Here is an 18,840-nt window from a genome sequence, read left to right on the forward strand (position 1 = left end):
GGGGTTCCCTCAGCACCCCTGAAACGAGCAGAGCGAGAAACCGTTCACACCAGCGGTTGGAAGTGGAATTGAAGGGCCAACAGCACGCCCTTCAATTCCACTTCCAACCGCTGTCATACGGATTCCGTTTATTTCGTTGACAGATCGGAAGACCACCGATCTGCCAACTCCACGTCCGGAATCCGTTTCTCTCCTACTCGCATCCGCTCGGATTGAACGGCTTTATAAGCCATTCAATCGGAGTCCGTATCAGTCGGCACCGGGCGGAACACGAACACATGCCCTTCGGGATCGCGCACGGCGAGGCGACCGGCGTCAGTGACGCAGGGCAGTCCCTCGGCCTGCACGCGGGCGGCGACGGCGGGCACGTCGGCGTAGAACTCCAGCAGGGCGTGGTCGCCGCCCAGCATGTCGGCCAGTCCTACCTGCGGGTCCCAGGCGTACAGCCAGCGGTGTGGGGTGCCGTTCCCGTCGGGTTCCGGCCAGGGGCCCAGCGTGAACTGAGCGAAGTCGCGGTCGTCCTGCTCCTTGGCGAACGCGAAACCGTAGGCGCGGGGCAGCCGTTCCTTCATGGCTGGGTAGTCACCGAAGGCGATGGCTGCCTCGCGCAGGCCCAGGACCGGCAGCGCGTGCGGGTCGGGCGCCAGCGGGTGGTCGGGGACCGGGCAGTGCGGCTGGCGCGGGTCGTGGCGGTTCACGGTCCGCAGTTCCAGTCCGTGCCCGAACGGATCGAAGAAGTACAGGGTGGGGTCCGGGGCGTCCGGGGTACCCAGGTCGATCTCCTGCCAGGGCAGGGCGTGGGCGTCCAGCAGGGTCCGGCAGCGGGGCAGGTCCTCTGGCCGCACCTGGAACGCGAGGTGCAGGTGCCCCGCGCCGCGCGCCCGCAGCGGTGCCAGCCACGGGTCGTTCGGCTGGCGCGTGACGGGCTGCCACAGCGTCAGGGTCTGGGAGGCGTTCACGCCGAGGCGGGCGGTGCGGCGGTCCTCGTCCAGGTGTTGCAGGGGCAGGCCCAGCACCTGCGCGTAGAAGCGCACGCCACGCTCCAGGTGGTTGACCTCCAGGGTCACGCCCGCGAGGTCCAGGATCGGGGAGGGGCCGCCGGGAGCGGGCCGGGTGCTGAGGGTCATGCCCCGAGCGTAGGCAGGGGCGGCGGGCGGTGGGTGGGGCGGCCCTTGGGCATCCGGTCACACAGCGGCCCGGCCCTGCTTCAGGCGCGGCGGGCGGGGCGGTTCCTGGCGCGTTTGATGGTCGCCACGCCCGCTCCGTCGCGCAGGACGGTCACGTACAGGTCCCACCACGCGCGGGCCTGTGCGGGGTCGCGGGTCAGGTTCTCGAAGCGGTAGTACGCGGCCTCGCCGGTCGGGAGGACGAAGGTGGGCGTGCCGAACACGCCGATCTCGGCGGCATCCTGCAGGTCGGCGCGCAGCGTGGCGCGCAGGCCCGCGTCGTCGCTCAGGTCGGCGGCGAAGCGTTCCGGGTCCAGCGCGGCCTGCACGGCGGCCGCCTGGATGGTGCCTTCCGTCAGGGGCTGGCCGTGTTCGTGGCGGGCGCGGAACAGCGCCAGCGAGAACGCCCAGGCGGCGTCCTCACCCTGGCGGGCGGCGGCCTGCGCGGCCAGGAACGCGGCGAGGCTGCCCTGCTGGTACTCGCTGCCCTCACCGGCCGGCTGATCGGTCAGCCACCACGTGGGGGTCGCCTGCCCGGCGTTGTCAGCGTGGTTGCCCTGCACGAGCGAGAAGTGCCGCAGCGTGAACGCCTCGCCCCCGGCGCGCAGCACGGCGGCGAGTTCCACGCCGCGCCACGCGTAGGGGCACAGGAAGTCGATGAATACGTCGGTTGCCTGGGGGACGGCTGTCTGGGTATCGGTCATGCCCGGCAAGCTACACCGGCCGGGCTAGGCGTGAAGGTCAGCTGGGCTGCTTTGCGCCCAGACGCGCCGCGATGAAGTCCTTGAGGGTCTGCACGTCGTTCGGCAGGACCTCGAAGCGTTTCGGGGCGTTCTCGATGCCCGCGAAGCGCTCGGGGCGCTCGGGCAGGCGGCCCACTGCCTCCTGCACGGTCTCCTCGAACTTGGCGGGCAGGGCGGTCTCCAGGCAGACCATCGGCACGCCGGGGCGGCGGTGGCGCTCGCCGACGAGGACGCCGTCGGCGGTGTGCGGGTCGATCAGGCGGCCGTGCTCGCGGTCCACGCGGCGGATGGTGTTCAGGCGGTCCGCATGGGTACTGCGCCCGGATTTCAGGCCGCTGGCCTGCACGGCGTCCCAGTGGGCGGTGCCGCGCAGGTCCACCGGGCGGCCCTCACCGACGTCCTGCCACCAGCCGTGCGTCTGCGGGGCGTCGCTGCCGGTGATCAGATACAGGTAGCGTTCGAAGTTGCTGGCCTTGCCGATGTCCATGCTGGGGCTGCTGGTGACCGCGACCCGTTCGGCGGGCCGGACGTGATACACGCCCCCCGTGAAGAAGTCGTTCAGGACGTCGTTCTCGTTCGTGGCGACGATCAGCTGCCCGACCGGCAGGCCCATGCTGCGGGCGAGGTACCCGGCGAACACGTTCCCGAAGTTCCCGGACGGCACACTGAAATCCGCCTCTGCCCCTTCGGGCAGGTTCAGGGTCAGGTACGCGCGGAAGTAGTACACGGCCTGCGCCAGCACCCGCGCCCAGTTGATGGAGTTCACCGCCCCGATCTCGAAGCGGGCCTTGAAGTCGGCGTCGGCGTTCACGGCCTTCACGAGGTCCTGGCAGTCGTCGAACACGCCCTGAAGGGCCACGTTGAAGATGTTGTCGTCGTGCAGGCTGAACATCTGCGCCTGCTGGAAGGCGCTCATGCGGCCGTGCGGGGAGAGCATGAACACGTTCACGCGGGCCTTGCCGAGCATGGCGTACTCGGCGGCCGAGCCGGTGTCGCCGCTGGTGGCGCCCAGGATGTTCAGCCGCTCGTCGCGCGCCTCCAGCACGTACTCGAACACGTGGCCCAGGAACTGCATGGCCATGTCCTTGAACGCCAGCGAGGGTCCGTTCGACAGTTCCAGCAGGAACAGGCCGCCCCCGTCCGGTCCCGCCTCGCCCAGGGGGGTCAGGGGCGTGATCGCCTCGCTGTGGAACGCCTCTGGCGTGTACGTGGCGCGCAGCAGGCGGCGCAGGTCGTCTTCGGGAATGTCGCTGATGAAGGGCCGCATGACCTCGAAAGCGAGGTCGGCGTAGCTCAGGTCGCGCCACGCCCCGATCTGCGCGGGCGTGAAGGTCGGAATGCGCTGGGGCATGGCCAGTCCGCCGTCCGGGGCGAGTCCCGAGAGCAGCACGTCCGAGAAGCTTCCCAGGTCCTGCAGGCCGCGCGTGGAAACGTACTTCATACGGTCACTCTAAAGGCCGCCCGCGCCCCGGACGGCGCCGGGGGCTAGCCAGACCGGGGCCGGCCCTCACCCTTCCCTGAAGGCGGGGCGCACCATCCTCACCCCCCCCATCCGGTAGCGTGGGGGCATGAGAGCCCCCGACACCGTGAAGCTGGCCGTCGTGCAGATGCACGTCACGGATCAACTCGAAGACAACGTCACGCGCGCCACCGCGCACGTGCGCGACGCCGCCGCGCAGGGCGCGCAGGTGATCCTGCTGCCGGAACTGTTCGAGAACCTGTACTTCTGTCAGGTGGAACGCGAGGAGTACTTCGCGCTGGCGCACCCGCTGGAGGGCCACCCGTTCATCGGGCGTTTCCAGGAACTGGCCCGCGAACTGGGCGTGGTGCTGCCCCTGTCGTACTTCGAGAAGGCCGGGCAGGCGCACTACAACAGCCTCGTGTGCATCGACGCGGACGGCACCCTCTTGGGCAACTACCGCAAGACGCACATCCCCGACGGCCCCGGCTACGAGGAGAAGTACTACTTCAACCCCGGCGACACCGGCTTTAAAGTCTGGGACACCCGCTTCGGGCGCGTGGGCGTGGGCATCTGCTGGGACCAGTGGTACCCGGAGACGGCCCGCGTGATGATGCTGCAAGGCGCGGACTTCCTGCTGTACCCCACCGCCATCGGCAGCGAACCGGCCGAGGTGGAAACCCCGAACAGCCACCACATGTGGCAGCGCGCCATGATCGGCCACGCCGTCAGCAACTCCACGTACGTGGCCGCCGCCAACCGCATCGGGACCGAGGTCGTGGGCGACCTGACCCAGACGTACTACGGGCACACCTTCGTCAGCGACTACACCGGCGAGATCGTCGCGGAACTGGCCGAGACCGAGGAAGGCGCCCTGATCCACACCCTGAACATCGCCGAGGCCCGCAAGTTCCGCGCCGGGATGGGCTTCTTCCGCGATCGCCGCCCCGAACTGTACGGCCCGCTGCTGACCCTGGACGGCGTGACCCGCAGAGGCTGAGTCAGGTGTGGGGAGTGGGCAGTGGATCGGTGTTCCCGCCTCCCCTTCCCGCTCTCTACTCGCCGGTATCGGGCGCGAGGTTCACGCGGTACAGGTGCGGGTGCGGGCCGCCCCGCGCGGCGTAGCGGGCCAGCAGGTCGTGCAGGTCGCGTTGCAGGGCCTTGGCGTCCTCGCGGGTCAGGTGCAGCACGCCCCAGTCGACGGTCAGGGCGGGCGCCTCCGGGCGCAGCAGGTCGTCCATATCGAAATGCTCGGCGGTGGGCGTGACGTCCATGACCACGCCGCCCGCGTGGCGGTACAGGCGCACGGCGATGTCCTCCTCGCGGCGGACCAGCGGCACGCCGGCCTGCACGACCGCCTGCCGGAACCGGTCGCTGAAGGCGTCCTCGTGCAGCGAGATCAGCGCCTCCAGGCTGCCCAGCGACGTGAGGTGGTACGGGATCAGCAGGGCGTCGCTGACGGCCCGGTAGTGCCGCAGCGGGCGCCCCCGGCGGCGTTCGAGGCGCGTGACGCGGATCAGTCCGGCCTCCAGCAGGCGGCCCAGACGGTGGTGCGCGGCGTTCAGCGCCTGCCCGGCGGCGGCAGCCAGCGGGGCGGCAGTCCACTCGCGGGTCATCAGGAGGCGCAGCAGGTCGGTGTACGCGGGGTTCAGGGCCAGCCGCGCGGCGTGCGGGTATTCCAGGCGCGTCCAGGCGGGCGGCATGCCCGCAGCGTACCGCAGCGGCCGTCACATCTACTCGACGCGGGTGCTTGAGGGTCGAGTAGACCGGAGCGCACGCTGGGGCATGACCAATCCAGCGCAGGTGGCCGCCCAGCCGTTCACGCCCGAACAGCAGCGCACGCAGGAGGCCGTGCAGGCCCTGTGGCACCCACAGACCATCCCGGACCCGTACCCGGCGTACGCCGCGCTGCGCGACCTGAACCCGTCCGGCGTGCTGGGCGTGTCGGAGTGGGGCATGACCTTCGTGACCTCGCACGCCGTGAACAGCGCCGTGCTGCGCTCCCCGCTGGCCCTCTCGGGGGCCGTGATCTCGCAGATGCCGGCCGACACGCAGGGCACCCGGCTGCTGCAACCCATGATGCTGTTCCACAACGGCCCCTCGCACGCCCGCCTGCGCGGGCTGGTGCAGGCGGCCTTCACGCCGCGCGTGGTCGAGGCGCAACGCGAACTGGTGCAGGCGGTCCTGACCGACCTGCTGGACGCCCTGCCCACCGACCGGGACGTGGACCTCGTGGCTGGACTGGCCGCGCCCCTCCCGGCGCGCGTGATCATGCGGATGCTGGGCCTGCGCGGCGAGGACGAGGCGAAATTCATGCGCTGGACCCAGAGCGTCGCGGACCTGCTGGGCGGCGCGGAAGGCAATCCGGATCTGCTGGCCCGCATCGAGGCGGACGCCAGCGAGATGCGCGCGTACTTCCGCGACCTGGCCGACGAACTGCGCGCGCACCCGCAACCCGGCCTGCTGAGCGCCATGGCCGCCGCGCAGGACGGCGGCGAACGCCTGAGCAGCGACGAACTGCTCTCGAACGCCGTGCTGCTGCTGGCCGCCGGGCACGAGACGACCAGCAACCTGATTCCTGGCGGCCTCCTCGAACTCGCCCGGCAACCCCAGGCGTGGGCCGCCCTGGTCGCCCGCCCCGACCACCCGAACGTCGCGGACGAACTGCTGCGCGTCGTCTCGCCCGTGCAACTCGACGGGCGCACCCTGGCCGGCGACCTCACCACCACCGGCGCGGACGGCCAGCCCCTCACCCTCCCGGCCGGCACGCAAGTGCAGACCATGCTGGCCGCCGCGAACCGCGACCCCGGCGTGTTCCCCGACCCCGACCGCCTCGACTGGGACCGCCCGAACAGCGCCCGGCACCTCGCCTTCGCCGCCGGCGCGCACTACTGCCTGGGCGCGTCCCTGGCCCGCCTGGAAATCGCGGAAGTGTACGCCGCGCTCGCCCGCCGCTTCCCGAACCTGACCGTCAGCGACCCCACCCCGCCGTTCAAGGCGAACCTCGTCCTGCGCGGCCCGCAGGAACTCCGGGTCCGGCTCGGGTAGGCCAGAGCGGCGGCGCTACCCCTCCTCGATCCAGAACACGCCGCCCAAGCCGACGCGGGGCGCGAGGTGCAGGTCGCTGCCATCCACGAGCAGCGTGGCGCGAAGGGTGGGGCCGGGCTGGTAGGTGCTCAGCAGGCCGTAATGCTGGAGGCGCGGGCTGAATTCCAGGCCCACGGCAGGCGTCCCGGCGGTGAACAGACGGTGCAGGTGGCGTTGCAGCGCCTCGGCGCGGCGCACGCCCCACAGGCCGCGTGCGCGCAGCGGAAGGCCCTGTGCGCGCAGCCAGTCGTTCGTGCCGGTCAGCCAGTCCCAGGGCAGCACGGCGCGTTGCCCGCCAGTCGCGGGGACGATGAAGGCCCGCTGGGCGGTCAGCAGTTCGGCGGCCAGGGCGTCGCGCGGCGGCAGAGGCCGGTCCAGCCGGTCGGCGTGCCACCGCAGCAGGCACGCAGCGCTCAGGGGACCGCAGCCGACCAGCGCGCCGCGCACGGTGCCCTGGCCGCCGTCGTGCGGGAGGCGCGGGCCGGTGAAGGCGTGCAGGTCGTGGGTCACGCGGACGCGATTTCGGGGAAGCCCTCGTAGCGGGCGCCGGTGAAGGACAGGCCGTGCGCGGGCACGTTCGCGCCCGCCTGTGACCGCTGCCGCGAGTGCAGGATGCTCTCGGCCTGCTCGGGGCTCAGGCGGCCCTGTCCGGCCAGCAGCAGGGTGCCGACCAGTCCGCGCACCATGTGCCGCAGGAAGCTCTCGCCGTGCACGTGGATTTCCCAGATCAGCGGGCCGGGCTGCACGCGCAGCCGCCGCAGTTCGCGCACGGTCTGGCGGTCCTCCTGGGTGGCGAACGCCGCGAAGTCGTGCGTGCCGGTCAGGGCGGCGGCGGCGGCGTTCATGGCGTCCGGGTTCAGGGGTTGCGGGACGTGCAGGGCGCGGCCGTGCCAGTGCGGGTGCCGTTGCGGGTGGACCAGCAGGCGGTACACGTACTGCCGCTCGGTGCACGAGAAGCGGGCGTGAAACCCGGCGGGCGCGTCGGCGGCGTGCAGGACGGCCACGGTGTGGGGCAGGTGGGCGTTCAGGGCGCGGGCCAGTTTGGTGGGGGGCACCTGGAAGGTGTCCGGCACGTCCACGTGGGCGGGCATGGCCTCGGCGTGCACGCCGGCATCGGTGCGGCCGGCGGCGACCGGGCGGAACTCCCCGCCGCCCAGCCGGGCCAGCGCGCCGTGCAAGGTGTCCTGCACGCTGGGCAGCGTGGGCTGGGACTGCCACCCGGCGTAGGGCGCGCCGTCCCAGGCGACGTGCAGCAGCAGGCGGCGGTGCCCGTCGGGGGGGCGGTAGTCCGGGCGGGTCATGGGCCTAGCGGTTCAGGGCGCGCCCGAAGCTCTGCGCGGCCCTGAGTTTCATGTCCTCGACGGCGTTCCAGTCGGGCACGACGCGCCGCAGGGCTTCCTCGGCCACCTGTTCGGCGTTCAGGTCGGTGGGGTGGGCGGGCGCGCCGGCGTCGGCGCAGAAGCCCTGCACCTTGGGGTCGTAGGCGACGCCGGTGAAGGGCGTGCCGGTCGCGGCGGCCAGGATCACGGCGTGCAGGCGCACCCCGATCACGTACCCGCTGGCGGCGATGGCGTCCAGCGCCACCTGTGGGTCGCGGGTGCTGATCACGTCGTTCGCGCCGAGGCTGTGGGCGGCTTCGTCGTCGTGGTCGGGCATGAAGCTCAGGGCGGTGACGTGGCGGCCCTCGGCCTGCAGGCGGCGGATGACGTCCCTGAGTTTCTCGGTGGCGTCGGTCACGTCGCCGCGCGGGGCGACGATCACGCGTTTCAGGTCGCGGGTGGCGGGCGCGGCGCTCAGCAGCAAGGCCGGGTCGCCGCCCAGTTCGGCGCGCACGCCCAGGCTGCCCAGGGTGTCCAGGCTGCCCTGGTCGCGCACGATGACGGTCACGCCACGCAGCGCGCGGGCCACGCGACGGCCGCCCTGTTCGCTCAGGGGGCCGACGCTCTGGTTGAACACGACCACGCGGCGGCCCATCAGTTTCGCGAGGCGGATGATCGCCAGGTAGTACGTGAGGGTGCGGCTGCTGGTCTTGTCCTGAAGCAGGCCGCCCCCGCCGGACAGCAGCACGCGCGAGCGCATGAGCGCGCCCAGCACGGCGGCGGGTTTCATGCGTTCGGCGCTCAGGCAGTCGTAGGTGCGGGCGGTCTCGGCGGGGGTGTTCGACAGCAGCAGCGGCTCGGCGCTGTACTTGCGCAGTTCGCGGGTGATGGCCAGCGCGATGGCCTCGTCGCCGGTGTTCCCGAAGCCGTAGTAGCCGCTGACGGTGACGGTGGTGCGGGTCATGCGTTCACCGTCCGCGCGCCGTACGTGTGCCACAGGCGCAGCGCCGTGCGGACCAGCCAGAGGCCGACCAGACCGGCGATCAGGCCGACGCCCAGGCCCAGGAAGCAGCGGGTGGCGCTGATCAGCAGCGGCGTGTGGAAGTGCGAGAAGGTGTTCAGGATACTGGACTGGCCGACCACGCCGCCCAGGATCAGCATGGCGCCCAGGTAACCGGGCAGCGCGCCGCTCAGGCCCACGATGCCCAGCGGGTGGCCGGCCATCTCCTTGAAGCGCGGCCGCACGAGGCTGTCCTGAAGGTCCTGGCGGATCTTCGCCTCGGCGTCGCTGACGCTGGCGCCGGTGGCGTTGCCGCGCCGCAGGAACACCAGCGCGAACACGGCCAGCGCCGCGCCCATCACGACCACGTCACCCAGTTTGATGGGCGCGTTGTAGATGTCCCGCGCGGTCTGGCGCAGGTCCTGGCGGGGCAGGAAGCTCAGGGCGACCAGCAGCAGCGGCAGCGCCAGGGTCAGGCCCACGCCCCGGAACGGTTCGAGGCCCAGCACGCTGTCGCGGTTCGCGCCTAGCGCGGAGACGAACAGCACGCCGCACAGGCTCAGGCCGGTCGCGATGAACCAGTCGGTCACGCGGGCGCGGCGCAGCACCAGTCCCAGCGCGGGGAAGGTCACGGCGGCGATCAGCGCGCCGCCCGCGAAGGGATCGAAGCGGTTCAGGCCCAGGGCCAGCGCGCCGCTCGCGGCGGCGACCAGCAGGCCCAGGCGGACCAGCGGGAAGCTCAGGCCCAGCAGCAGCAGCGCCGCGACCGGCCCGATCAGGCTCAGGGCGCGCAGCGCCGTGTTCTCGGTGAAGGGCCGGATGACCGGCTCGGTGATCTTCACGCCGGACCGGCCCAGCAGCTCGGTGGTGCGGGTCAGCAGGGCCTCGGTCTCGTTGATGGTCGGGTAGGGGCGCAGGTACAGCAGGCGCATGGAGCGCTCACGGGCCGCGAGGTTGTACTTGCTGGCCAGCGTGATCGGGTCCAGGCGGTTCTGCCACGCGGGGTTCACGCTGAAGGTGCGGGCCGCGCCGTGCGTGGCGATCAGGGTGTCCAGGCCGCGCTGCGGGGTCGCCTCAATCAGCGCGGGGACGCGGTCCCCCATGCGTTCGTTGATCTTCTCCAGCAGTTCGGGCGTGCGCGCCCCGATGACCTCCTCGCCGTTGAATGCGATGAACGGCACGTCCGGCCAGTCCGCGCCGGGTTCGCGCAGGGCGTCGTCGGCGTACGGGCGGTACACGATGGTGTAGCCCTTGCCCTTCAGTTCGCTGATCAGCGCGGCGTTCGGGCCGGTGGGCAGGAAGGTGGGGTCGGTGGGCCACTCGGTCCAGGTCAGGCCGCCCACGCGGACCTGCCGGGTGGGCATGGTGTAGCGGGCGGGCAGGGCCTCGGCCACGCCGGGTTTCAGCGAGCGCAGGTACACGTTCTGCGGGTTCGCGTCCGAGTCCGGGAAGTCGGCTTTCAGGTCCGCGCCGCTGCGCAGGTACACCTCGCCGCGCTGCACGAGATTCCCGATCACGTCCTCGTACACGGCGACGCCGTTCACGCCGAGCTTCTGGTAGCGGTCCATCAGCGCCTGCGGTTCCAGGCCGAAACGGCGCGCCTGCGCGGCCACGGCCGGGTAATCCATGACCAGCGCGGCCGTCTTCTCGTCTCGTTCGTGGTTCACGCGGCCCACGGCCAGCAGCAGCGCCGGAATCAGGGACAGCAGGATCAGGCCCAGCAGCGCCGGAGTCCAGGGGTGTCGGGACGGCGGCGGGACGGTCATGCCGCCCTGGGCAGGCGCGTCGCGGGTGGGGGGAGCATCGGTCACAGGCACATCCTAAAGGGGAGAAACGGCGGAAATGGACGGAGGGTCGACGGGGGCCGGGCGGCGGTCCACCACCCCCGCAGCGCACGGACCTGTGGTCACGCGGGACCGGGGCGCGGTTGCGGGGCGGGCGCGGCGCCAGGGAGATTCATGCTGACGGCCGCCGGAGGGCCGGGTCGTCCACCGAAAGGACCGACCGGCGCGCGGCGCTCAGATGGTCGCGCGGATCCGGGCGGCCAGCATGTCCAGCGCGGGTTCGTTCATGCCGCCGTGCGGGATGATCACGTCGGCGTAGCGTTTGGTGGGTTCCACGAAACTCAGGTGCATGGGGCGCACGTACTCCAGGTACTGCTCGATCACGCTCTCGGGCGTGCGGCCACGTTCCTGCGTGTCGCGCAGCAGGCGGCGGATGAAGCGCACGTCGGCGTCGGCGTCCACGAACACCTTCAGGTGCATGCGGCCGCGCAGCGCCTCGTCGTACAGCGCGAAGAACCCCTCGAGGACCACGACCGGGCCGGGCAGGACGCGGGTGGTCTGCGCCGAACGGGTGTGGTTCGTGAAGTCGTACTCGGGCATGTCGATGGGCACGCCGGCCAGCAGGGCGTCCACGTGCTCGCCCAGCAGCGCCCAGTCGAAGGCGGCCGGGTGGTCGTAGTTGGTCTTCAGGCGCGCCTCGAAGGGAATGTCGTCCTGGTTGCGGTAGTAGTTGTCCTGGTTCAGGACGGCCACGCCCTCGCGCCCGACCGTCTCGATCACGCGGCGCGTGACGGTGGTCTTGCCGCTGCCGGACCCGCCGGCCACGCCGATCATGAACGGCCGGCTCACGCGACACCCCCGGCGGGGCGGACGCCGCTGGCACTGGCGCCCAGACTGCCGATCAGGTCGATGCGGCGCTCGGCCATGCGGCGCGCCACGACGTGCGGGGCCTTGCCGTACTGCTCGGCGGCGGCCGTGATGCGGTTGACGATCTGGTACACCCGCTCGGCGGCCTGCGCGGCCTCCAGGCCGGTGGCCGCGGCGATCAGGCCCGCCGAGTTGATGGCGAAGTCCGGCATGTACACGATTCCGGCCTCCTTGACGGCCTCCTCACCCCGGCGGGTCAGGGGGTGGTGCTCGCCGCCGGCAATCAGGCGGCACTGCAGGCGCGGCACGTCCTGACTGCGGATGGTGTGCCCGTACCCGCAGGGTGCCAGGATGTCGCTGGGCACGTCGAGCAGTTCGTGGCAGCCGACGACCGTCACGCCGCTCAGGGTGTCCGCCAGCGCCTGCGCGCGTTCCGGACGGTCGTCCGCGACGGTCAGGCGCGCGCCCTCGCGGTGCAGGTGCCCGGCCAGCGCCCGGCCGACCGCGCCGACGCCCATGATCGCCACGCGCACGCCGCGCAGACTCTCGGAGCCCAGCGCGTGGCGCGCGGCGGCCTTCATGCCGCGGTACACGCCGTACCCCGTGACGGAACTCGTGTCGGTGTTCATGCCGAGCGTGGAGCGGGTCTCCTGCGCCACGAACGCGATGTCGGCCGGGCTCACGCCGATGTCCTCGGTCAGCACCACCCGCGACTCCATGGGCAGCACCTGACGGCCCAGCGCGCGGAACAGCGCTTCCCGGGCGTGCGGGTCCTCGACGCCCGACTCGGGCATCAGGATCACGCAGGCGCCGCCGCCGTAGTTCAGGCCGGCCAGCGCGGCCTTCAGGGTCAGGCTCTCGGACAGCGCCAGCGCCCCCCGGATCGCCAGTTCCTCGTCCTGTTCGCGCAGGCGCACGCCGGCAATGGCGGGCCCCAGCACCGTCGAGTGGACCGCCAGGGCCGCGCGCAGACCGCTGGGGGCATGGTGAAGCAAGGTCAGGGCCTCGTGCCCGCGCGACTGCATCTCCTCAAGTATCAGCATATGACTCCTGTGTTCCGCCGCGTTCCGGGCCCCCGGCTCCGTTGCAGCGGGAGGGGGCCGCCCGGAGGGCGCGGTACCGCCCACCAGCGTATCACCGGGGCGCATGTCTTCACCAGCGGCGCATGCCCCGCCCGCGCCGGGCGGCGGGCCGCGTGAAAGAACGCTGTCAGAGGCCGTTCGTCACCCTGTGACAATGCTTACGCTGGTCCCTCGCCCGGCCGTCTCGCCGCCCCTCACCGGGGCGGCGCCGAACCGTGGCGCCGGGGCGCACAGACGTCCCTTACAATGGGGCGCACAAAGGGGGAATTGAATGGATCGGATTGCTCCGCTCGCCAAAATTCTGGCGGAAGCGAACGGGATTGACTGGCAGAAACTCGACGGGACCGGAAGCGGCGGCATGATCGTCGAACAGGACATCCTGAATTACCTGTCGCGCGTCATGAGTGGCGAGGAAGACCCGCCCAGCACGCCCGTGGACCCCACCCCCGCCGACTGGACCGGTGACGAGATCCCCAGCGCGGACATGCTGAACAAGGCCGGCATGAACGCCGACATGCTCAGCCGCGCCGGCGTGGACACCGACATCACCGCGTTCGTCGAGCAGGCCCGCACGGCGGTGTCCCCGCAGGTGCCGGCCACCCCGACCGGCAGCAGCCTGGAAGACGAGGACCTGGAATTCGAGCTGGAGGACGAGGAGAGCGCCGCCCAGCCGGTCGCCGCCGCCCCCGAACCCACCATGCCCGAACCCACCTTGCCCGAGCCGGCCCTGCCCGACCCCATCCCCGCCACGCCCGAGCCCACCGTCAACGCTCCGGCTTTCGCGGCGACGGAACCGGCCGCGCCGCAGCCCGCCGCGACCGCCGGAGGCTGGAACTGGGGAACGCCCACCCCCGGCCACACGCCCGACCCCGCCCCGGCCCACCTGCCGGAAGGCGCGGCGGCCGACGTGCCCGTCGTGATGCCCCCGCCCGTGTTCACGCCCGCCCCGGACGTGACCCACGAGGCCGCGCAATCCGACGTTCCGCAGATCGCAGCGCCGCAGCTGGAAGTTCCGCAGATGGAGGCGCCGCAGCCCGCGGCCGAACCCGCCCCGGCCCCCGTGGCCGAGGCCGCCGCCGCGACCGGACTGGCCGCCGGCCTGGGCAGCCTGCTGTCCCGCCTGTACCAGAAGCCGGCGCCCGAGGCGACCCCCGTGACGCCGGAATCCGTCGCCACCCAGCCGGCCGAGGTCGCGGCGACTGCACCCGAGCCAGCTGCACCCGAGCCGGTCGAGTCTGAGCCGGTCGAGCCCGCTCCCGTGGTGGCGGAACCCGTCGCCGCCGAGGAGACTGCTGCCGATGCCGCGCCCGCCTGGACGGACGGCCGCCAGGAGCAGGACCAGGCCTGGGCCGAACCCGCCGCGACGGCGCAGGCCCCCGAGCCGGAGGCCCTGGAACCGGAAGTGTCGGAGCCGGAGGTGCTGGAGTCCGCAACGGCCGAACCGGTCGAGGCCGCCACCGACAGCGCCGAGATCACCGGCAGCACCGGAATGACGGACACCGACGAGGCGTTCGTGGAGGCCCCGCAGGCCGATCTGCCCGTCGAGGAGACCGCCCCGGCAGAGCCCGCGATCACAGCCGAGCCTGAGAGTGCCCCCGAGCCCGAGATCGCCCCTGAACCCGACATCGCTGCCGAGCCCGAGGTCGCGGCCGTGGCCGACGTGTCGGAACCGGAAGTGACGGAGCCGGAAGTCGCCCCGGAGCCCGAGTTGGCCGAACCGGAAGCGACCGAGCCCGAGTTGGCCGAGCCGGAAGTGGCCGCTCCCGAGGTGACGGAACCCGAGGACGCCCGGACGGACGTGCCTGCCGCAGCGCAGGAAGTTCCGCAGGACGCTGCGGAAGAGGAAGCGCCCGTGCTGGTCGCGCCGGTCAGCGCGGTGGTCCACACGCCCGCAGCCGCTCCGGCGAACGCCGTGTGGTTCGGTGCGTACCTGCGCCGTGACGCCGACGTGGCCGCGCTGCGCGACCTGCAACGTCAGGTGAGTGCCGCGCTGGAACAGGACCTGCCGCTGGGTCTGCTGGTGGCCCGCGCCGCGCAGCGTCACGCCGACACCCTGGGGCTGGGCAGCGTGGCCGTGCAGGGCGACACGCACGCCCAGACGGTCGGGACCGGCAGCCTGCGCGACGCGCTGGCGCAGCTGGGCACCGCGCAGGACGGCACCCCGGACCTGCTGGTCGTGGACGCCGGCGCGCACGGCCTGGACGACCTGCACTTCCCGCACACCCTGACCCTCAGCGTCGGTCGCGTGCAGGACGGCCGCGCCGCCCTGACCCTGAACGGCGACGTGAACCCCGCCCACGCCGCGCACTTCCTGGCGCAGGTGGCCGGGACGCTGGAACAGCCCATCCTGCTGGTGCTGTAAGCGAGCGCACGACGAAAAAGAACCGCCCCACGTTACGGGGCGGTTCTTTTTCGTCGTGTCCGGTCAGAGAGAGGCATCCATCCCCTCTCCGCCCTCCTGGTCAGGCCTCGGTGCCAAGGTTCTGCCGCGCCCAGTCGTAGAATTCCGGTTTGTAGAACTCCAGGCGGACCTTCTTGTATTCCTTGGTGGAGTACAGGATGGCGTGGTCGACGCCCTGCGCGACTTCCTGTTCGATGGCGCTGATCTTGCCGAAGGCTTCTTCCTTGCTGCGGCCGTGAACCATCGTGAAGATGGTGTAGGGCCATTCGGGGTAGGTGGGGCGCAGATAGCAGTGCGAGACGGCCTTGAATTCGGCCATCTGGCGGCCGACCTCGGCCACATTCTCCTGCGGGACGGCCCAGACGCCCATGGCGTTGAAGGTGAAGCCGGCCTTCTGGTGGCGGAACACGGCGGACACGCGGCGCAGCGCGCCGGCAGCCTTCATCTTCTCGGCGTGCGCGGCGACTTCCTCGATGCTCAGGCCCAGGGCGGCGCAGGCGTCGGCGTAGGGTTCCTCGGTGACGGGCAGGTCCTTCTGGAATTCCGTGACGAAGGCCCGGTCGAGGTCGGTGACTGCGTAGCCGATGTTGCGCTGCTCGCTGGTGTACTGGGGTTTGGCCTTGGCGTTCCAGTCTTCCTTGCCGGTCATGTCGAATTCCACGCCGATCTTGAACAGGTGCAGGGTGGGCATCAGGCGGGTCAGGCGCGCGCCGCTGAGTTCGTGGAGTTTCTGCACGTGCGCCTCGAGGTCACTTTCGGGCGGCACGGCGATGGTGTACCAGAGGTTGAAGTCGTGGTTGCGTTTGTAGTTGTGGCTGACGCCGGGGTGGGCGTTGACGATCTCGGCGCCGGCGTCGAGCTGGTCCTCGTCGTGCACGGCGGCCACGAGGCTGCTCTGGTAGCCCAGGGTGCGGGTGTCGAAGATGGCGCTGACCTGCCGCAGCACGCCCTCGGCCTTCACTTCACGCAGGATGCTCAGGGCCTCGGCTTCGGTCAGGCCGACGTCCTGCGCGATGACGGCGTAGGGGCGCCGGGTGATGGGGATGTCGCGTTGGATGCGGTTCAGGAGCTGCTCGCGTGGCGTGGGGGCAGGCTTGGGCGCGGCGGCGGGTGCGGTCATGTCTGCACAATACGCGCCGGCGGGGCGGCGGAACGTCCCCGAACGACCGGTCAGGCGGGTGCGGTGGGGGCCGGTGTGGGCGCACAATGGCGGGTATGGTAACGGCGATCGTGATGGTGCAGGCAGAGCGGCAGCGGGTGCAGGAGACGGCCGAGGCGCTGGCGGGCGTGCCCGGCGTGCGTGAGGTGTACTCGGTGACGGGCGAGTGGGACATCGTGGCGATCCTGAAAATCGCCCGCTACGAGGACCTGGATGACGTGGTGACCGGGCATCTGCGCAAGGTGGAGGGCATCACGCGCACGCAGACGATGCTGGCGTTCCGCACGTACAACGAGGCGCTGCTGGATCAGGGCTTCGGGGTGGGCCTGGACGAGAGCCAGAACCGCTGACTGCCCCGGCTGCCCGTCTGGGGGCGGGTTTAAGAAGTCTTTAGAAGTCTCTGGAGGCCGGTGGGTTTTGTGACCTGCCCTACCTGTGCGGCCCGGGGCGGCGGGTACGTTGACCGCATGACCCGCACCCTTCTGCTGCCGGCCCTTCTTCTGGGCGCCGCCCTGTCCGGCGCTGCCGCCGCGAAGCCCATCGTGGTCGGGAGCAAACTCGACCCCGAGGCGCAGATCCTGGGGCAGATGATCGTCCTGACCCTCAAGAACGCGGGCCTGGACGTGACTGACCGCACGAACCTGGGGGATACCGGCGTGAACCGCAAGGCGCTGCTGGCGGGCGAGATCGACGTGTACCCCGAGTACACGGGCAACGCGGTGTACCTGTTCCCGAAGGCGAAGATCACGGCCAAGCAGGCGGGGAACACCGGCACCATCTACGGGCTGGCGCGGCAGTTGGACAGCCGGAACGGCGTGACGTGGCTCAAGCCGGCCGCCGTGAACAACACCTGGGTGATCGCGGTGCCCGAAGCGCTGGCGAAAAGCGCGCGGCTGAACACGGTCGCGGACCTCGCCCGTTACGTGAATGGCGGCGGGAAACTGAAACTGGCGGGCAGCCCGGAGTTCTTCAACCGTCCCGACACCATGCCGGCCTTCGAGGAAGCGTACGGCTTCAAGCTGAAGGCCGATCAGAAGCTGATCCTGGCGGGGGCCACGCCGCCCCAGACGCAGCAGGCCGCCGCGAACGGCACGAACGGCGTGAACGCCGCGATGGCCTACGGCACGGACGGCACGCTGGCGGCGCTGAAGATGGTGGCCCTGAAGGACCCCAAGGGCGCGCAGGCGGTGTACCAGCCGTCCCCGATCATCCGCACGGCGACCCTGAAAGCCAACCCGCAGATTGAGGCGCTGCTGAACAGGACCTTTGCCACGCTGTCGCAGTCCACCATGCAGGGCCTGAACGCCAAGGTGGCCCTGGAGGGCCGCACGGCGCAGGCGGTGGCGCAGGAGTACCTGAAGGCCAAGGGCCTGATCAAGTAAGCGCCGTGACTGGAGACTCTGCGCCTGGGGGCGCTGCACTGGGGCGGGCCGGACGGAGCGTCTTTCCGCGCTGGGACTTTCCCCACCCGCAGGCGGGCCGTCCGTGAGTGATCCGGCGGGCAAGGAGGTGGGAGCCGAGAGGCTGCCTGCCCCTTCTGCTGCGGGCCGGTCGGGGGCGCGCGGGGACGTTCAGGCGGTCCTGGCCCTGGCGGCCCTGCCCATGCTGGCGGGCGCGTGGTTGCCGTGGGTGCTGCTGCGGCCCAACCGTCTGGCGCCGGGCGAGTACCTGCGGCTGCCGCCCGTGTGGGTGGCCACGCTGCTGGTGCTGGCGCTGCTTCCACTGGCGGCGGCCCGCTGGCGGTCGGCGCTGACCTGGGTGCCGGCCACGCTGGCACTGCTGCTGGCCGTGTGGTTACTGGGCACGCGCACGGGCGCGGCGCTGGTCGGTCAGGCGGAGTTCGCGCGGGCCAGTGCCGCCAGCGGCGCGTGGCTGACCCTGCTGGGGGCGGGCGTGGCCGTGTACGGCGCGCGGTTGTGCGGCGGTCCACGCGTGGCCGGGTGGGCGTGGTTGCCGGGGCTGGCGGCGCTGCTGCTGACCGGCACCCTGGCGGACTGGTCCGTGCTGGTCGAGGGCCGCAGCGAGGGGCCGCGCTGGGTGCAGGAACTCGCGCAGCACCTGCGGCTGGTGGGCACGGCGCTGGGGCTGGCGCTCCTGATCGGGGCGCCGCTGGCCGTGTGGGCGTCCGGGCGCGAACGGGTGGCGGGCGCGGTACTGGGCGCCGCGAACGCCGTTCAGACCATTCCCAGTCTGGCGCTGCTGGGCCTGCTGATCGCGCCGCTCTCGGCGCTGGCGAACGCCTTCCCGGCCCTGCGTGAGGCGGGGGTCAGCGGCATCGGGGTCGCCCCGGCCCTGAGTGCCATGACGCTGTACGCGCTGCTGCCGGTGCTGCGCAACGGTGTGGTGGCGCTGCGGAGCGTGCCGGCCGGCGCGGTGGACGCGGCGCGCGGCATGGGCATGACCGCCTCGCAACGCTTCTGGCGGGTGCAGCTGCCGCTGGCGCTGCCGGTGTGGCTCAGCGGGGTGCGGCAGGCGGCGGTGCTGCTGGTGGGCGTGGCGGCCGTCGCGGCGCTGATCGGGGCGGGCGGGCTGGGCACGTACATCTTCAAGGGTCTCCAGAGTGCCGCGACCGACCTGATCCTGCTGGGCGCCGTGCCGGCGGCGCTGCTGGCCGTGGCGGTCGACGCGGCGCTGCGCGGCCTGGAGACCCTGCTCGCACGGCGCCTGGGGAGGGCCGCATGATCGAACTGCATCACCTTGAAAAACGTTTCGGCGATTCGTTCGCCGTGCAGGACCTGAACCTCACCTTCCCGGACGGGGAACTCACGGCGCT

18 protein-coding genes (1 of these 18 only partly in view) are annotated in these 18,840 nt (G+C 71.6%); 7 read left to right on the top strand and 11 right to left on the bottom strand.

Annotation, left to right across the window (positions count from 1 at the left end; translation table 11 throughout):
- Window positions 1–233: 233 nt before the first annotated feature.
- The 3 genes from CBQ26_RS22060 to thrC form a co-directional block, all read right to left on the bottom strand.
- The gene (locus CBQ26_RS22060; protein ID WP_172418168.1) at window positions 234–1,127 is read right to left on the bottom strand and encodes a VOC family protein; all 894 of its coding nucleotides are present in this window, start codon (window positions 1,125–1,127) and stop codon (window positions 234–236) included.
- Window positions 1,128–1,207: 80 nt separating this feature from the next.
- The gene (locus CBQ26_RS18820; protein ID WP_088250157.1) at window positions 1,208–1,870 is read right to left on the bottom strand and encodes a DsbA family oxidoreductase; all 663 of its coding nucleotides are present in this window, start codon (window positions 1,868–1,870) and stop codon (window positions 1,208–1,210) included.
- Between the two features lie 37 nt (window positions 1,871–1,907).
- Complete coding sequence (thrC, locus tag CBQ26_RS18825) at window positions 1,908–3,350, bottom strand: threonine synthase (RefSeq protein ID WP_088250158.1); 1,443 nt, start codon at window positions 3,348–3,350, stop codon at window positions 1,908–1,910.
- A 127-nt stretch (window positions 3,351–3,477) separates the two neighbouring features.
- On the opposite strand from thrC, the gene aguB reads away from it, so the two are divergent.
- On the top strand, window positions 3,478–4,368 hold the full coding sequence (gene aguB / locus CBQ26_RS18830; protein ID WP_088250159.1) for an N-carbamoylputrescine amidase: 891 nt from the start codon (window positions 3,478–3,480) through the stop codon (window positions 4,366–4,368).
- Between the two features lie 55 nt (window positions 4,369–4,423).
- On the opposite strand, the gene CBQ26_RS18835 is transcribed toward aguB, so the two are convergent.
- Complete coding sequence (locus CBQ26_RS18835; RefSeq protein ID WP_088250160.1) at window positions 4,424–5,071, bottom strand: hypothetical protein; 648 nt, start codon at window positions 5,069–5,071, stop codon at window positions 4,424–4,426.
- 82 nt (window positions 5,072–5,153) lie between these two features.
- Between CBQ26_RS18835 and CBQ26_RS18840 the strand changes: the two genes are divergently transcribed.
- Window positions 5,154–6,416, top strand: coding sequence for a cytochrome P450 (locus CBQ26_RS18840; RefSeq protein ID WP_088250161.1), 1,263 nt, complete (start codon window positions 5,154–5,156; stop codon window positions 6,414–6,416).
- Between the two features lie 15 nt (window positions 6,417–6,431).
- Here the strand turns inward: CBQ26_RS18840 and CBQ26_RS18845 are convergent, their stop codons facing one another.
- From CBQ26_RS18845 to CBQ26_RS18870, 6 genes are all read right to left on the bottom strand, one after another.
- Entirely contained in the window at window positions 6,432–6,965 is a 534-nt protein-coding gene (locus CBQ26_RS18845) for a hypothetical protein (RefSeq protein ID WP_088250162.1), read from the bottom strand.
- Window positions 6,962–7,756: a tRNA pseudouridine(38-40) synthase TruA gene (truA, locus tag CBQ26_RS18850; RefSeq protein WP_088250163.1), complete on the bottom strand. Its 795-nt coding sequence runs from the start codon at window positions 7,754–7,756 to the stop codon at window positions 6,962–6,964. The genes CBQ26_RS18845 and truA overlap by 4 nt, the downstream gene beginning before the upstream one ends.
- Window positions 7,757–7,760: 4 nt before the next feature.
- Window positions 7,761–8,738, bottom strand: a complete 978-nt coding sequence (gene csaB, locus CBQ26_RS18855) for a polysaccharide pyruvyl transferase CsaB (RefSeq protein ID WP_088250164.1) — start codon at window positions 8,736–8,738, stop codon at window positions 7,761–7,763.
- Window positions 8,735–10,585 (bottom strand): DUF5693 family protein, encoded by a 1,851-nt coding sequence (locus CBQ26_RS18860; RefSeq protein ID WP_308430632.1) that lies wholly within the window; start codon window positions 10,583–10,585, stop codon window positions 8,735–8,737. Before CBQ26_RS18860 ends, csaB begins: the two co-directional genes overlap by 4 nt.
- Before the next feature lie 207 nt (window positions 10,586–10,792).
- Complete coding sequence (gene udk / locus CBQ26_RS18865; RefSeq protein WP_088250165.1) at window positions 10,793–11,392, bottom strand: uridine kinase; 600 nt, start codon at window positions 11,390–11,392, stop codon at window positions 10,793–10,795.
- Window positions 11,393–11,403: 11 nt separating this feature from the next.
- Window positions 11,404–12,468, bottom strand: coding sequence for a Glu/Leu/Phe/Val dehydrogenase family protein (locus CBQ26_RS18870; RefSeq protein ID WP_088250166.1), 1,065 nt, complete (start codon window positions 12,466–12,468; stop codon window positions 11,404–11,406).
- 310 nt (window positions 12,469–12,778) lie between these two features.
- On the opposite strand from CBQ26_RS18870, the gene CBQ26_RS18875 reads away from it, so the two are divergent.
- Window positions 12,779–14,869 carry an E3 binding domain-containing protein gene (locus CBQ26_RS18875; protein ID WP_088250167.1) on the top strand — a complete coding sequence of 697 codons (2,091 nt, stop codon included), beginning with the start codon at window positions 12,779–12,781 and terminating at the stop codon, window positions 14,867–14,869.
- A 100-nt stretch (window positions 14,870–14,969) separates the two neighbouring features.
- Here CBQ26_RS18875 and ahbA read toward each other — a convergent pair whose 3' ends face one another.
- Window positions 14,970–16,028: a siroheme decarboxylase subunit alpha gene (ahbA, locus tag CBQ26_RS18880; protein ID WP_088250168.1), complete on the bottom strand. Its 1,059-nt coding sequence runs from the start codon at window positions 16,026–16,028 to the stop codon at window positions 14,970–14,972.
- A gap of 95 nt (window positions 16,029–16,123) precedes the next feature.
- On the opposite strand from ahbA, the gene CBQ26_RS18885 reads away from it, so the two are divergent.
- The 4 genes from CBQ26_RS18885 to CBQ26_RS18900 all read left to right on the top strand — a co-directional run.
- Window positions 16,124–16,417: an Lrp/AsnC family transcriptional regulator gene (locus CBQ26_RS18885; RefSeq protein ID WP_172418169.1), complete on the top strand. Its 294-nt coding sequence runs from the start codon at window positions 16,124–16,126 to the stop codon at window positions 16,415–16,417.
- Between the two features lie 117 nt (window positions 16,418–16,534).
- On the top strand, window positions 16,535–17,449 hold the full coding sequence (locus tag CBQ26_RS18890; protein WP_088250170.1) for a glycine betaine ABC transporter substrate-binding protein: 915 nt from the start codon (window positions 16,535–16,537) through the stop codon (window positions 17,447–17,449).
- A 103-nt stretch (window positions 17,450–17,552) separates the two neighbouring features.
- On the top strand, window positions 17,553–18,749 hold the full coding sequence (locus tag CBQ26_RS18895) for an ABC transporter permease (RefSeq protein ID WP_342351788.1): 1,197 nt from the start codon (window positions 17,553–17,555) through the stop codon (window positions 18,747–18,749).
- Window positions 18,746–18,840, top strand: the 5' end (the start) of a protein-coding gene (locus tag CBQ26_RS18900; RefSeq protein WP_088250172.1) for an ABC transporter ATP-binding protein. It continues 850 nt past the right edge of the window; only the first 95 of its 945 coding nucleotides appear in the window; it begins with the start codon at window positions 18,746–18,748; the stop codon falls past the right edge of the window. The genes CBQ26_RS18895 and CBQ26_RS18900 overlap by 4 nt, the downstream gene beginning before the upstream one ends.

Origin of the sequence: Deinococcus indicus, from assembly GCF_002198095.1 — a bacterium.
In the GTDB taxonomy this organism is placed as follows: domain Bacteria; phylum Deinococcota; class Deinococci; order Deinococcales; family Deinococcaceae; genus Deinococcus; species Deinococcus caeni.